Annotated in this window: 12 protein-coding genes; 5 read left to right on the forward strand and 7 right to left on the reverse strand. The window is 72.4% G+C overall.

Going from position 1 to position 14,623, the window contains the following annotated elements; all coding sequences use genetic code 11:
- Positions 1-726, reverse strand: a complete 726-nt coding sequence (locus ABZ939_RS13785) for a pyridoxamine 5'-phosphate oxidase family protein (RefSeq protein WP_361853125.1) — start codon at positions 724-726, stop codon at positions 1-3.
- Positions 726-1,625, reverse strand: coding sequence for a universal stress protein (locus tag ABZ939_RS13790; RefSeq protein WP_361853127.1), 900 nt, complete (start codon positions 1,623-1,625; stop codon positions 726-728). The genes ABZ939_RS13785 and ABZ939_RS13790 overlap by 1 nt, the downstream gene beginning before the upstream one ends.
- A 658-nt stretch (positions 1,626-2,283) precedes the next feature.
- On the opposite strand from ABZ939_RS13790, the gene ABZ939_RS13795 reads away from it, so the two are divergent.
- Both ABZ939_RS13795 and ABZ939_RS13800 read left to right on the forward strand, forming a co-directional pair.
- Positions 2,284-2,496 (forward strand): hypothetical protein, encoded by a 213-nt coding sequence (locus ABZ939_RS13795; protein ID WP_361853129.1) that lies wholly within the window; start codon positions 2,284-2,286, stop codon positions 2,494-2,496.
- 24 nt (positions 2,497-2,520) lie between these two features.
- The gene (locus tag ABZ939_RS13800) at positions 2,521-3,378 is read left to right on the forward strand and encodes a universal stress protein (protein ID WP_361853132.1); all 858 of its coding nucleotides are present in this window, start codon (positions 2,521-2,523) and stop codon (positions 3,376-3,378) included.
- Between the two features lie 12 nt (positions 3,379-3,390).
- On the opposite strand, the gene fdhF is transcribed toward ABZ939_RS13800, so the two are convergent.
- Genes fdhF through ABZ939_RS13815 form a run of 3 tightly spaced genes read right to left on the reverse strand, consistent with a single transcriptional unit; the run spans position 3,391 to position 7,987 of the window.
- On the reverse strand, positions 3,391-6,084 hold the full coding sequence (gene fdhF / locus ABZ939_RS13805; protein ID WP_361853135.1) for a formate dehydrogenase subunit alpha: 2,694 nt from the start codon (positions 6,082-6,084) through the stop codon (positions 3,391-3,393).
- Complete coding sequence (locus ABZ939_RS13810; RefSeq protein WP_361853138.1) at positions 6,081-7,769, reverse strand: NADH-ubiquinone oxidoreductase-F iron-sulfur binding region domain-containing protein; 1,689 nt, start codon at positions 7,767-7,769, stop codon at positions 6,081-6,083. Before ABZ939_RS13810 ends, fdhF begins: the two co-directional genes overlap by 4 nt.
- Before the next feature lie 53 nt (positions 7,770-7,822).
- A complete protein-coding gene (locus ABZ939_RS13815; protein ID WP_361853141.1) occupies positions 7,823-7,987 on the reverse strand; it encodes an SHOCT domain-containing protein in 165 nt (54 codons plus the stop codon).
- A 102-nt stretch (positions 7,988-8,089) separates the two neighbouring features.
- Between ABZ939_RS13815 and ABZ939_RS13820 the strand changes: the two genes are divergently transcribed.
- The 3 genes from ABZ939_RS13820 (at position 8,090) to ABZ939_RS13830 (ending at position 13,100) form a co-directional block, all read left to right on the forward strand.
- The gene (locus tag ABZ939_RS13820; protein WP_361853144.1) at positions 8,090-9,304 is read left to right on the forward strand and encodes an MFS transporter; all 1,215 of its coding nucleotides are present in this window, start codon (positions 8,090-8,092) and stop codon (positions 9,302-9,304) included.
- Positions 9,305-9,423: 119 nt separating this feature from the next.
- Positions 9,424-10,161, forward strand: coding sequence for an ABC transporter ATP-binding protein (locus ABZ939_RS13825; protein ID WP_361595614.1), 738 nt, complete (start codon positions 9,424-9,426; stop codon positions 10,159-10,161).
- A gap of 2 nt (positions 10,162-10,163) precedes the next feature.
- On the forward strand, positions 10,164-13,100 hold the full coding sequence (locus ABZ939_RS13830; protein ID WP_361853147.1) for an FtsX-like permease family protein: 2,937 nt from the start codon (positions 10,164-10,166) through the stop codon (positions 13,098-13,100).
- Positions 13,101-13,371: 271 nt separating this feature from the next.
- Here the strand turns inward: ABZ939_RS13830 and ABZ939_RS13835 are convergent, their stop codons facing one another.
- Both ABZ939_RS13835 and ABZ939_RS13840 read right to left on the reverse strand, forming a co-directional pair.
- Positions 13,372-13,965 carry a class F sortase gene (locus ABZ939_RS13835; RefSeq protein ID WP_361853249.1) on the reverse strand — a complete coding sequence of 198 codons (594 nt, stop codon included), beginning with the start codon at positions 13,963-13,965 and terminating at the stop codon, positions 13,372-13,374.
- 221 nt (positions 13,966-14,186) lie between these two features.
- Positions 14,187-14,623 (reverse strand): hypothetical protein (locus ABZ939_RS13840; protein WP_361853150.1); only part of this gene is annotated, 437 nt, incomplete at its 5' end.

The raw sequence follows: 14,623 nt of genomic DNA on the forward strand, positions 1-14,623 counted from the left end.
TCACGTACGCGACGGTCCTTGGTCGGCAGAACCGGACGGCGTGCCGGGCGCGCCCGGCACCCGGATACGGCGGCCGGTCACCCGGCGCGGCGAGAGGGTCACCAAGGTGTCGCGCCCATCCCCGGCCCACGGTTCCGGGCGGCCGGCGTCCTTGATCCTCCGTACCGAGGTCTCGTCCGACACCGTGTGTACCGGACCGACGACGAGCACGCTCCAGCCCTGGCTGAACGCTTCGTCCAGACGGTCCTCCTCGAAGGCGACTTCCGCGCCGGACGCCGAGGCGCGCGAGAGGGACGAGTCCGCGGCGGTCATGAAGACGATCTCCCCGTCGACGACCTGGTAGTTCACAGGGAACACCGCCGGCCCGTCCTGTCCCTCGACGGCGACCCGGCCGACGCCGTGGCCGTCGAGCAACTCCCAGCACTCGGCCTCGCCGACCTCCTCCATCCGTGCCCGGTGCCCGGCGTGGGCTCTTCCGGGCGCGAGGTCCGCCCTGTACCCGGTGAGATCCTGAACGGTGGTCTCCAGGGCGTTCGCGAGCCGGACCAGGAATTCGATCCCCGGGGTCGGCATCCCCTCCTCGACGTGGGCCACGAAGCCGGGTGCAGAGCCGGCTCGTTCGGCCACCTCCGCCCGGGACAAGCCGAGCTGCGTGCGCCGTGCCGCGACGCGGCGGCCCAGGTCGCTCGTGACGTGCGAGGCGTGCCGCTCATCGGGCGTGTTCATCACCGGTCCCCTTCCGTGGGCTCCGGATTCCGCTGAGGTACGACGGCGACCGGACACGAGGCGTGGTGCAGGGCGCGGTGGGCGACCCTGCCGAGCTCCAGGCCGACGAGCCCGTCCCTGCGTCGTGCCCCGACGACCAGCAGGTCGGCTGCGGCGGAGCGCTCGGTCAGCACTCTGTGGGCGGGGCCCTCGACCGTGGTCCTGCGCAGGCGCACCCGGGGATGTTCGAACGCGGCGGCCTCAAGGGCCTTGTCGAGCAGTTGAGAGGACCGTTCCGCGAAGTAGGCTCCCCCGTCGCCGCTCAGCAGCGGGTGGTCGACCGGTTCATGGGCCGGCCGTCGCCAGGTGCGGACGATGTCGAGTTCGGCATCCCGGACCGCCGCCTCCTGGAAGGCGAAGCGCACGGCCGGCGAGTCCACGTCGTGCTCTCCGACGCCGAGCAGGATGCGCCCGTGGCGTGCCTCCAGGGCGTGCCGGTCTCCACGGACGACGACGACCGGGCAGTGGGCCCGGGCGGCCACGGTGAGGCTGACGGATCCGAGCAGAAGGTCGGCGAACCCGCCCCGCCCCCGGGACCCCACGACGAGGATCGAGCCCTCCCGGCCCTCCCTGAGCAGCCCGGTGGACGCGTCCTCGGCGAGGACGTCCGTGGTGAGGGGAAGGTCGGGTGCGCGGCGTCGGGCTCGTTCGGCTGCGGTGCCGGCGATGTTCTCGGCGAGGACCTGGCCCGAGGGCCGGTCCGTGGCCCAGGTCGGGACGACTCCTTCGTACCGTTCCCACATCGAGGCGTGGACGATCCGTAGGGAAAGCCCGTGCCGTACCGCTTCGTCGACGGCCCAGTCCAGAGCCGTGAGACTGGCGTCGGACCCGTCGACTCCTACCACCAGGGGTGATTCCATCGTGCCCACCGCCTTCCGGGTCGTGTGGTGGCCTGCCGCCACGCTCGCACCGGGCTGCGGGGGACGGTAGGGCCGGTCGGTCCCGGGCGCGGTCCGCCCGGACCACGAGTGGCGGCGGCGCCGAGACACGACGTGAGGAGGGGCCCATCCGCTTCTCGCGGATCCTGATCGCGCGGTGCGCGGCTCGAAGCCGCTTCCCCGCGTCCCTTGGGCGGGCCCCTCCTCACTTTCAGGAAAGCACCGGTCGACGGTCGGTGCCAGGGCTGCCCGGGTCCCGACGTGCCCCTTTCGGCCCTTGCCGTCCGCCGGCCGGCGGCGACAACCTCGCATCGTCCCTGAAGGCGACGCCGCTCTCACCGTACGGGTCGCGGACGCGGTGACGCTTGCGGGCGGCCTCCCGCAGTCTGTACCTGTGGATCTGACCCTGCGGCTGACCCGGATGTTCCGGTCGCAGACATGGTTCTCGCCTCCCGGCCCGGCGCGCGGCCGCGGCCCTCCCGAGACCGGCGCTCTCGCCTTCCACCGTGCGTCCCGGCCGGCCGGCCGTGATAGGGGCGAACAGTCCCGGGAGGGGGACCGTTCGGCACTGCCCGGGGGCGGGCTTCCCGCGGCAGGCTGGGATCTACCGGGCCGCCACGTCCCGTGAAGGAGGACCGTCATGCGGTACCGCACGGTTTTCGAGGTGACGCCCCACGACGTGGTCACCGCCGCCCCGGAGACCGCGTTCAGGGGGATCGCCGGTCTCTTCGCCGTGGAGGTCAGCGGCAGGCCGCCCTTCCGGGGGCACGGTCCCGGCGATCGAGCGCATGTGCGCGACGGTGGACGGCGTGGTCTCGGTCTCCTGCCCCCGTCTCCCGTACGACGTCGATGACACCGAGCGAGGAGGTGGACGATCATGACGCGGAGCATCGTGGTGGGCCTGGACGGCACGGAACAAGCGAACGCCGCCGCGGAGTGGGCGGCCGAGGAGGCGGTGCTGCGCGGCACCGGCGTGCATCTGGTGCATGCGAAGGAGCCGGTACCGGAGGTCGTTCTGTCTCTCGTGGCACGGGAGCTCGGGGAGGGGTGGGCCGAAGAGATGACGGCGCGCACCGCCGGTGGCCTGCGCGAGCGCCATCCCGGCCTGTCGGTGACCACCCAGCTGCTGTCCTCGGGTCCCGTGCCAGGTCTCGTCGCCGCGGCCGAGGAGAGCGAGCTGCTGGTCCTGGGCTCGCGGGCGCTCGGAAGCGTGGCCGGTTACCTGCTCGGCTCGGTCGGCCTGACGGTCGCCGGTGCCGTCGAGCGGCCCGTCGTATTGGTACGGGCTGTCAGCGGGGCGACCACTCCACGGGGCCCCGTCGTGGTCGGGACCGATGTGCGGCAGCCCGTGGACGCCGTCCTGGGTTTCGCCTTCGAGGAAGCCGCCCGGCGGCACACCCAGGTCCACGTCGTGTACGCGCAGCAACTCCCGCTGTACGCGGGCCTGGGACCCGCCATGGTCCCGGACATCCGCCATGCCCTGGCTCCGGAGATCAAGCGTTCGCTCGAAGAACTGCTGGATCCCTGGCGCGCGAAGTACCCCGACGTCGCGGCCGCCGCTCGCGTGGTGGTCGGATCGGCCGGCCTCGAACTGGTCGAGGCCGCCCGGGACGTCGCGCTCGTGGTCGTGGGTCGGCGTACGCGTCATTCGGCGCCGGGCGCGCACATCGGCAGCGTGGCCCACGCGGTGCTGCACCACAGCCCGGTGCCCGTGGCCCTCGTGCCCCACTCCTGAGCTCCGTGCCGATCAGTCGTCGGACGCCGTCGGACGCAGGCGTACCGCCGTGACCTTGTACTCCGGACACGAGGTCACGGTGTCGGCGTGCTCCGAGGTGAGGGAGTTGACGCCGCTGGCCGGGAAGTGGAACGCGCAGAACACCTGCCCGTGAGCGAGTTCCGTCCCGACGCGGGCGACGAGTCGCGCCCGTCCATGGCGGCTCTCGACGGTGACCGGGGTGCCGTCCTGGACACCGAACCGGGCGGCATCCTCCGGGTTCAGGTCCAGGCGGTCGGACGCGTCGAGAAGAAGGTTGCCGCCGCGCCGGGTCATGCTCCCGGAGTTGTAGTGGGCCCATCGGCGCCCCGTGACGAGCACCAGCGGATAGTCCTGGTCCGGTTCCTCGCCGGGCGGCAGGTAGGGGGCCGCCGACAGGTGGGCGCGCCCGTCGGGCGTGGCGAACTCGTCGGCGTACAACGTGCGTTCGCCCGGCCGGTCCGGCGCGGGGCAGGGCCAGGGCACAGCACCCTCCTGGTCGATCCGCTCGTGTGAGAGACCGGCGAAGAGGGGTGTCACACGTCCGCACTCGGCGAGAGCCGCCGCCGGCGTGGGGCAGCCCAGGTCGGCGCCGAGGGCATCGGCGACGGCATGGACGACCCCGAAGTCGGAGCGTGCCGTGCCGGGCGGAGCCACCGCTGGTCGTACGCGCTGGAAGCGGCGGTCGAAGTTGACGAAGGTCCCGTCCTTCTCCAGCCAGGAGGCCACAGGCAGGACGACATCGGCGTGGTGGGCGGTCTCGCCGAGGAAGAGCTCGTTGACGACGACGAGCGGGCAGGCGTCGAGGGCCTCCGCGACCCGCCGGCTGTCGGGATCGGTCGCGCACACGTCTTCTCCGATGATCCACAGCGCCCTCAGCCGGCCCTCCCGAGCCGCCGCGAACATCTCGGGGATGCGCATGCCCGGCCGGTCGGGGACCGGTCGGCCCCACGCCGCTTCGGCACGGGCGCGGGCCTCCGGGTCGGTGACGCGGCCGTAGCCGGGGAGCAGGTCGGGCAGGGCGCCCATGTCGGAGGCGCCCTGGACGTTGTTCTGGCCACGCAGGGGGCTGATGCCGAACCCGCGGCCGGTGCCGCCGACGGCGCCGCGCAGGATGGGGAGGTTCGCCAGGGTCCGTACGCCGTCGGTGCCGTGCAGGTGCTCGGTGACGCCGAGTCCGTACAGGACGGCCGGCCGCTCCGCGCGGCCGTAGAGCCGGGCCGCCTTCCTGATGTCGTCGGCAGGGACGCCGGTGATCTCGGCTACCCGCTCGGGCGGGTAGTCGGCCAGGAGGTCGGAGAGTTCGTCCAGTCCGGTGGCGCGATCATGGAGGAAGCCCGAGTCGGTCATGCCTTCGTCGACGAGGACGTGCGCGAGGCCGTGGAAGAGGGCGACGTTCGTACCGGGGCGCGGACGAAGGTGCACGTCGGCATGGCGCGCGAGGCCCACGGCACGGGGGTCGGCCACGATCAGGGAGGCCCCTGCGAGGGCCCGCTGGAGGAGGCGGGCACCGACGACGGGGTGGGCTTCGACGGGATTGGCGCCGACGACCAGGAGGCAGTCGGCGGTCTCGACGTCGTCGAAGGGGTCGGTGCCGCCGGCGCGTCCGAAGGAGGCGGTGAGTCCTGCGGCTGACGGGGCGTGGCAGAGGCGGGAGCAGTTGTCGACGTTGTTGGTGCCGATGACGGTCCGCAGGAACTTCTGGACGAGGTAGTTCTCCTCGTTGGTGGCACGGGCGGAGGAGATCGCGGCGACCGAGTCGGGTCCGCCGTCGAGGACGGCCGCGCGCAGGCCGTCGGCGATCCGGGTCACCGCCTCGTCCCAGGTCGCCGGTCGCAGTTCGCCGTTCTCCCGGATCAGGGGTTCGGTGAGACGTTCGGCGGAGCTGAGGTATCCGTACGCGAAGCGGCCCTTGACGCAGGCGTGGCCCCGGTTGACGGGCCCGTCCCGGGCGGGGAGCACGGCGGCGACACGGTCCTCGCGGACGACGATGTCGAGGGTGCAACCGACTCCGCAGTACCCGCAGGTGGTGCGCACGCGGTCAGCAGGTGCCTGCCGCGAGGTGAGGCCCTGCCCGGGTCCGGGCTGGGTGATCGCCCCCGTCGGGCAGGTGTCGACGCAGCCGCCGCAGGACACGCAGTCGGAGCCGGCCCAGGGGCCGCCAGTTCCCGGGGCGACGACCGTGTCGGCACCGCGCCCGGTGAGGGTGAGCGCGAACGTGCCCTGGACGTCGGAGCACATCCGTACGCAGCGCCCGCACGCGATGCACAGGTCGCGGTCGAGATGGACGTACGGGTGGCTCTCGTCCCGCCCGCGCGTGAGGTCACCGGCCGCCGTGTCCGCGGGAATCCCCAAGGCCCGGCACGCCTCGGCCAGTTCACTGTGCGCGCTGTCGGCGAGCGCGCGCGGCGGGAGCGCCGAGGCGATCAGGCCGACCACGTCCCGGCGCAGGTTCCGCACGCCCTCGTCGGCGGTGTCGACGGTGAGGCCCGGCGTCACGGGCGTGACGCATGCGGCGACGATCCGCCCGTCGGCGCGAACCAGGCAGGTCCGGCAGGAGCCGACCGGCCGGAGACGATCGTCGTGGCAGAGGGTGGGCAGTTCGGCTCCGGCGGCACGTACCGCGTCGAGCAATGAGGCCCCGGCGGGCAGTTCGACCGACACGCCGTCGACCTGGAGCCGGGTCATCGGTCCCATCCTTCCAGGGCCGGCCCGTAGGCGCGGGCCAGGCTGCGGACGGCGGCGGGAACGCGGCGGCCGAAGGCGCAGAGACTGGCCTCGCTCATCAGCCGTGCCAATCGTTCGTAGGTCTCCCCCGGCCCGCGCCGGCCCTGCGCGAGCTCGAGCCCTCGCCGGGTGCCGACCCGGCAGGGCGAGCAGGCTCCGCAGCTCTCGTCGGCGGCGAACTCCCAGACGTGCCGAAGGAGTTCGTAGGGATCGGTGTCGGCGTCGAAGGCGACCATGCCGGCGTGACCGAGGGCGGCGCCGTGCTCGGTGAGCGCTGCCGTGGTGAGCGGGACGTCGAGAACGGTCCCGGCGAGGAAGCCGCCGAGGGGGCCGCCGATCTGGAGGGCGACGAGCTCGCGGCCGTCCTTGAGGCCGCCCCCGAACCGGGTGACGATCTCGCCCACAGGAGTGCCGAGTTCGACCTCGTAGGCGCCGGGCCGGGCGAACCGCTCGGACAGGCACACCAGTTTGGTACCGGTCTCGTCCGGTACGCCGCGTCGGGCGTAGGACGCTCCGCCGTGGGCGACGATCCAGGGCACGGCCGCCAAGGTCTCCACGTTGTTGACCACCGTCGGTGTGTCCCACAGGCCGTGGTCCGTGGGGTAGGGGGGTCGGGGGCGCGCACAGCCGCGAGCGCCTTCCAGCCGGGCGATGAGGGCGGTCTCCTCGCCGGCGACATAGGAGCCGGCTCCCTCGACGATCTCGACGAACGGCCGCGGACCGGCCGCCTCGGCCGACGGGGCCAGGTCCCCCGCCTGCGTCGCGCGTTCCACCGCCCGACGCAGCCGGGCCACGGCTCTCGGATACTCGGAGCGGACCAGGACCGTCCCACGCCGGGCGCCGCAGGCGAAGCAGGCCAGGGCGAGCCCTGTGAGGACGCGGTCGGGGTCCTCCTCCATGAGCAGCCGGTCGGCGTACGAGCCCGGGTCGCCCTCGTCCCCGTTGGCGACGACGACGGTGTCCGGCTTTCCCGCCGCTGCGGCCCATTTGTCGGCCACCGGGAATCCGGCGCCGCCGCGCCCGCGCAGTCCTGAGACGGCGGTCTCCTCCCGTACGTCCTCGGGCCGCAGCCCTGCCACCGCCTCGCGCCACACGTCCCAGGCGGAGTGCCCTCCCACGATCCCGGCGAGCAGGACGGGCGCCCCTGTGGTGTCGGCCACGGGGATGCCCGGCGCGCGCGGTTCCGTCCGCCCGCCGAGTTGGTCGGCCAGGTCAGGGCCCGTACGGGGCATGGTGCCGTCGAGGGCGGCGGGACCCGCGTAGCAGTAGCCGAGACAGTGCACGGTCTGCAGCGAGGTGGAACCCGCCTCGTCGACCGTGCCCGCCACCACGCCGAGAGCGCGCTCGACCTCCGCCAGATGCTCCCCGCCCCGCGCGGCGAAGCACGCCGTCGCGGTGCACACCCGCACATGCCGCTCGCCGCGCGGGGCGGCGAGATCGGCGAAGAAGGTGGCGGGACCGAGCCCCGCGGCGGCCGGGAGTCCGGCTTCCTCCGCGGCTTGGGGTGCCCATGCCTCGGGCCCTTCAGCCGTACCCGACCTGGCACGCTCCAGCGCGGCCGGCAACAGCCCTCCGCGCCCTCCGTGCCGAGCGGTCAGCTCACGGAGCGCGTCGGAGCGTCGGCCCGGCTCCCCGGACATTCTCATGCCCCCAGGGTGACCGGCCGGCCCCCCGCCCGCATCCCAGCCGGCCATGGGGGTCACGTTTCCGCGCGGCGCAGGGCTGTCAGGCGTCGGCGGTACTCCTCCTCGTCGATCTCACCGCGCCTCAGTCGCCCGCCCAGGATCTGCTCGGCCGACGGGCGGGCCGAGTCCCCGGCGGCACACAGGGCCGTCCGGCCCCTGACCGGGGGCCGGACGGTCACGGAAGAGGAACGAGTAGCCCCTGGAGCCGGGGGCCCGGCGGTCGGAGAGTGGGGAACAGCACCGCTCACGCCGTCCACGCGGATCGCTGCCGGGAGGCCACCATGGTCCGGAACACGGGGAGCCGGCCGGTCACGGATGCGCCGCGCCCGTGGCAGATGCTGGTTCTCGCCGCCATCGGGTTCGCGCTCTGCTTCTGGGCGTGGGCGCTGCTGGCCCCCCTCGGCCCACGGCTCCGGGACGACCTCGGCCTCAGCTCCTTCGAGCAGTCGCTGGTGGTCGCCGTGCCCGTGGTGGTCGGCGCGCTCGGCCGGATCCCGGCGGGGGCGCTGACGGACCGATGGGGGGCACGCCGAGTCTTCCCCCTCGTCGCGGCCCTGACGATCCTCCCCGTGCTGTACCTGGGTCACCTGGCCGACTCGTTGGCCGAGGTGCTCGCAGGCGGCTTCCTCCTCGGGCTCGGGGGAACGGCCTTCGCCGTCGGAGTTCCGTTCGTCAACGCCTGGTACCCACCCGCACGGCGGGGCGTCGCCCTCGGGATCTTCGGCATCGGCACCGGTGGAACGGCCCTGTCGGCGTTCACCACCGTTCAGCTCGCCGACGCCGTCGGACGTGCCTTCCCCTTCGATCTCGTGGCCGCCGGCCTCGCGGTGTACGCCGGAGTGGCATGGTTCCTCCTGCGCGACAGGCCGGGGCGCGCGACGGCGGCGGGGTCTCTGTTCTCGCGCACCGCCCTGGCCGTGCGTACGCCGGCCACCTGGCAGCTGGCGTTCCTGTACGCCGTCTCCTTCGGCGGCTTCGTCGCGTTCAGCGTCTACCTGCCGACCTATCTCACCCGGGCCTACGAACTCGGCCGCTCCGACGCGGCACTGAGGACCGCGGGATTCGTCGTCCTCGCCGTGGCGATGCGGCCCGTGGGCGGCTGGCTGTCGGACCGTACCCATCCCGTACCCGTACTGACGGTGTCGTACGGGATCGTTTCGGTGTGTGCCCTGGTCGCGGCGTTCGAAGCGGACCTGATCCCCGTGGGAACGGTGGCATTCCTCGTCATGGCGGGAGGCCTGGGTGCCGGGTCCGGGGCGGTCTTCGCGCTGGTCGCACGTCTGGTTCCGGCTGAGCGCGTCGGCTCGGTGACGGGAGTGGTCGGGGCGGCGGGCGGTCTCGGAGGCTTCTTCCCACCCCTCGTGATGGGCGCGGTCGACAGTGTGGCGCACGATTACACGTGGGGGTTCGTCCTCCTCGCGGTCACCGCCACGGGCGCGGGAACCCTGGCCGCCACCGCCGTCCGGCGACGCGCCCGGGCGACCACGGACGCCTGACCGCGGCGGCGAAGCCGCTCGAGCGGGCCTGGCGGTGACCGACGATTGGGCCCTTCGGCCCCCCGTCGGGGCCTGGGTGGCCGTAGCCTCCAGTTCCTTCCGGAGGTGGTATGGAAAGCATGAACACCGACCAGGCGCTCCTTGTCGCCACCGGGGTACAGAAGATCTACCGGACGGGCTCCGTGGAGGTCACGGCCCTGCTCGACCTGGATCTCCTCGTGCGCCATGGAGAGATGGTGGGGGTCATGGGACCGTCCGGTTCCGGGAAGACCACGCTGTTGAACTGTCTGTCGGGGCTCGACGACATCGACGGGGGCCGGGTGGAGGTCGACGGCCACGACCTGTTCGCCATGTCGGACGCGGCGCGCACGGAGCACCGGGCCCACACCATGGGTTTCGTCTTCCAGGCGTTCAACCTCATACCGGTCTTCTCCGCGGTGGAGAACGTCGAACTGCCCCTGCTGCTCGTGGGCACCCGGCCTCGTGAAGCGCGTCGCAGAGCGCTGGACATGCTCGACCGGGTGGGCCTCGGCCACCGGGTCGAGCACCGGCCGAGCGAGATGTCCGGCGGCGAACAGCAGCGGGTGACCATCGCCCGCGCCCTGGCCGGACGCCCGGCCATCGTGTGGGCGGACGAACCGACGGGAAACCTCGACAGCGCGATGGCCGATCAGGTCATGGACCTGCTGTGTGAGCTCAACCAGGACGAGGGCCAGACGATCGTCCTGGTCACCCATGACAGCGCCATCGGCGCGCGCGTCCCCCGACTGATCCGGATGCGCGACGGGCAACTGGTCGACGACGTCCGCCAGGCCGTCACCGCCCCGGCCGCGATCCGCGACTTCCCCATGGGTTGACCATGTACCCGAACCTCCTCATCCCGCTGCTCGCCGCCCTCGCGCTCGCCCTGTTGGCGTTGGTGCTGGTCGCCGTCCGGCAGCCGGTGTCACGGCGGCTGGCCTTTCGGCAGGTCGCCCGACGGCGCACCGAGGCAGCGCTGGTGATCGGCGGGTCGATGCTCGGAACGGCCATCGTCATCGGAGCCCTGGTCGTGGGCGACACCCTGAACTTCTCCGTACGACAGGAGGCGTACCGAACCCTGGGGCCGGTGGACGAGCGCGTCGTCGCACCCCCTGGGCCGACCGGGCGCGCCGTCACCGAGCGGCTGGCCACCTTGGCGGGCGATCCCGACGTCGACGGAGTCCTGAACGCCCAGGCCACCCAGGCATCGGCCGTCAGCACCGCCGACGGCCGCACGGCCGCCGAACCGCGCGTCCTGGCCTGGCAGATGGACTTCGACGAGGCGTCGCGCTTCGGCGCACCCGGTGGCGACTCCGGTCTCGGCGGGCCGAACCCGAAGCCCGGCCAGGTGGTCGTCAACGAGCCGCTGGCCCGGTCCCTGAGCGTGGGAGCCGGTGATCCGGTCACGGTGTATCTGTTCGGGTCACCGCAGACGTACAGGGTCGAGCGTGTGGTGCCGGAGCAGGGTCTGGCCGGTGTGGGGCTGGGCGGCAGGCTGAACCGCGACGTGTTCCTGCCACCGGAGGCCCTGGACTCCGCCGCCCGGCGCGCCGGCGTGGAGCCGCGCTCGGTCACCTTCGTGTCCAATCGAGGCGGAGTCGAAAGCGGCGAAGCCCTGACCGACCGGGTGACCGCCGACATCCGGCAGGCTCTGGGTCCACTCGCCGGCCAGACGGCGATCGAGACGCCGAAGCACACGGTCCTGCGGGACGCCAAACAGGCCGGGGACTCCCTCGGCGCACTCTTCCTCATGATCGGCAGTTTCAGCATCATCGCGGGCGCCCTGCTGCTGGTGAACATCTTCGTCATGCTCGGCGAGGAGCGGAAATCCCAGATGGGCATGGTGCGGGCCGTGGGAATGAAGCGCTCGCGGCTCGTCGGGTCCTTCACCCTCGAAGGGGCGACGTACGCGTTGCTGTCCGCGTTGCCGGGCGTGGCCATCGGGGTCGCCGTCGGCTGGGGCGTCGCCGTGGTGGCGGCGCAGATCTTCCAGGGCTGGTCGGTCGGCGGCAGCAGCATCCGCATCGTGTTCGCCGTCACCCCCACCAGCATCCTCAACGGACTGGCCTTGGGCCTGCTCATCGCCTTCGCCGCGATCCTCGCGACCAGCGTGCGCATCAGCCGGTTCAACATCATCGCCGCGATCCGCGACCTCCCCGCCACGCCCGGACAAGGGCCACGCCGCCGGCTGCTCGCGGTCTCCACCACCCTGGCTGTCCTGTGCGCGCTCGTGGCCGTCCCGGCCGTGGCACGCAGCCAGCCCGACGCGACCTACCTCATGCCGGCGCTCGCGCTCGCCTTCGCGACTCCGGCACTGCTGCGCGTCCTCCCCCGTCACACGGTCACCACCGTGGTCGCGGGAGCCGTTCTCGCCTGGACGCTCCTGGCACCCGTCGTACGGCCCCGGATCTTCGACACGCCGTCGATGTCCGTGTACGTGATCCAGGGCGCCCTGGCCGCCTTCTCCGCGGTGGTGCTCGTCAGCGACAACCAGAAGACCCTCCTCCGGCCCGTACGGCGACTCCTCCAGCGCCCGACGGAAGGCGGCCTCGCGGCGCGCCTCGCGGTCGCGTATCCCTTGGCCAAGCGATTCAGGACCGGCGCGACGCTGGTGATGTACACCCTGATCGTCTTCGTCCTCGTGCTCCTGACGGAGATCTCGGGCACTCTGCGCGCCGGAGTCGACGGGGTCGTCGCCGACGCCACCGCCGGATACTCCCTGCGGCTGGACTACAACCCCCAGGTCGCCGGCGACCGACTCGTCTCCGATCTGCGGGGCGGCCCGTCGGCCGCCGGGATCTCTGCCGTGACACCGCTGCTCAACGCCACGGGGCGGGCCACCGATCCGGGACGCCGTAGCCCTCAACCGCTGGACACCGCCGTCGTCGGCGTGCCGGACGGGGCGATCACCGGCATCACGTTCCGGGAGCGGCTGCCCGGCCTGGCCGACGACGCCGCGGTATGGCGTGCTCTCGCCTCCGACCCCCGCTACGTCGTGCTCGACGGCTTCTTCGGCAGCACCGGCGGACCGGCCGGCGACTACTACGACCCCGGCGACACCCTCACCCTGACGGATCCCCGGACGGGCCGCAGCGAGCAGAAGGTCATCGCGGGTGTGCTCAGCAACGGGTTGGTCTTCTACCCGGGCACCGGCGCCAGTTCGACCACGTACCCGGTGGTGCTGAGCGAGCAGGCCACGCGCGAGCTCTTCGGCGCCCAGGCACTGAACGCCTCCGCGCTGGTGAGAACCGGCCCCGGAACGTCCCCCGACGCCCTGGCGACCCAACTGCAGGGCGAGCAGCTCTCGTCCAGTCTGGTCGCCACGCCCATAGAGTCGGACATCCGCCAGCAGTTCGACTCCAGCACCGCCTTCTTCCGCCTCATGCAGGGCTTCCTCGCCCTGGGCCTCGGCGTGGGCATCACCGGCCTCGGAGTCGTCATGGTCCGAGCCGTACGCGAACGCCGACGCACCATCGGTATCCTGCGGGCCCTCGGCTTCCGTGCGCAGACCGTCCAACGATCCTTCCTGTGGGAGAGCACCTTCGTCGCCGTCGAAGGGATAGTGCTCGGCTCACTGCTGGGCGTGCTCACCACCTGGCTGATGTACAGCAACAGCGCCGCGTTCGAGGGCCTCGAAGGAGGTTTCCCGGTCGAATGGACGAGTATCGGCGGCCTGGCGGCAGCCACCTTCGCCGCGTCGCTGCTGGCCACGATCGGGCCGGCCCGGCGCGCTGCCGCCATCCGCCCGGCGCTCGCGGTCCGCGTCACCGAATGACGAGTAGCCCAGAACGGTCCACCGAACGAACCGTCGCCCAGGGCGACGAGCATCGTCAGGGGCCCGTCATCACGACCCAGTCGGCCGACTGGGGTCCCCCTCCCGGTTGCGAGGTGGGTGCGGGCCCTCTCAGGAGCCGGGCCGCCGGGGGGCGGTCGCGGCCACCGCGAGCAGGGTGTAGAGGACCTTGAAGGTCACTCGCCGGGCCGGAACGGATCACCCGACGTCCGGCGCCGTCGACCTCTGGCCGGCCTGGAGAGGCGTTGCTGTGTCAGGCGTCGGGGTCGAGGTGGGCGAAGACGACGAGGTTCTCGGTGTAGTCCTTCGCCTTGCGGTCATAGGCGCCTGCGCACGTGATGAGTCGCACGAGTGCGTCGGGGGTGTCGTCGTAGACGCGCTGGTCGGGGAAGTCGTCCTTGCGGAAGCTTTCCACGGAGTCGATGAGGAAGACGGCTGTGGTGCCGTCAGCGCGCCTGACCTCGAAGTTGTCTCCAGGCTTGAGTTCACCGAGCCTGGCGAAGACGGCCGGGGCGGTGGCTGTGTCGAGGTGGCCGGCGATGAGCGCGGTCCCCCGCTCGCCGGGGGAGATGCCGGAGGCGTGCCAGCCGACCAGGTTCGTGTCGTCTGCGGGGGGCGGGTCCAGGGCGCCGGAAGGGCCGATCTCCAAGCCGGTGAACGGCGCGTCCACTCCGATCTTGGGAATCTTCAGGCGTGTAGGAGCCGACCTCGGCATCGCCGGGCTGGCCGGTGGGACGGCGCTCGGCGAAGCGGACGACGAGGCGGGCTCCGGCGCGGCCGCCGGAGCGTGTCCGGCCGCGGAAGGAGCCCCTGGCTTCGCCGGCGCGCTCGCGCCCTGTGTGAACATCCCCGGGCCGAAGACGAGCAGGAGCACAGCCAGCGTCAGCGTCCAGAACACGGCGGGGACAACCCACCGCGCGATACGCCGGGGCGCTCCCACGCCGGCGGGGTCTGGTCGGGTCGTCACCAGGGGCACCTTTCGGATTCAGGGGTCCGGGATTGTGAGGCGGAAGAGGTGGGGCCGGACGTAGGGGCCGCCTCCCGGAGGCAGCCCCTACGTCCGGTGTGTCACGACGCCGCGCCGGCGGCCTTCCTGCGGCGGTAGAGGACGAACGCGGCCAGTCCGCCCGCGAGCACCACTGCGCCGGTCACATTCGTGCCGCTGCTCGCGAGGCCGCCCCCGCCGGTGTGCACGCCGCCCTTGGGCTTGTCGTGGTGCTTGTCCTTGCTCCAGTCGTCCTTCTTGTCCTTGCTCCAGTCGTCCTTCTTGTCCTTCGACCAGTCGTCCTCGCCGACCAGCGACAGAGCACCGGAGCCGGTGTGCACGCCGCCCTTCGGCTTGCCGTGGTGCTTGTCCTTGCTCCAGTCGTCCTTCTTGTCCTTCGACCAGTGGTCCTCGCCGACGAGAGACAGAGCACCGGAGCCGGTGTGCACGCCGCCCTTCGGCTTGCCGTGGTGCTTGTCCTTGCTCCAGTCGTCCTTCTTGTCCTTCGACCAGTGGTCCT

This window comes from Streptomyces sp. NPDC046712 (genome assembly GCF_040645695.1).
In the GTDB taxonomy this organism is placed as follows: Bacteria; Actinomycetota; Actinomycetes; order Streptomycetales; family Streptomycetaceae; genus Streptomyces.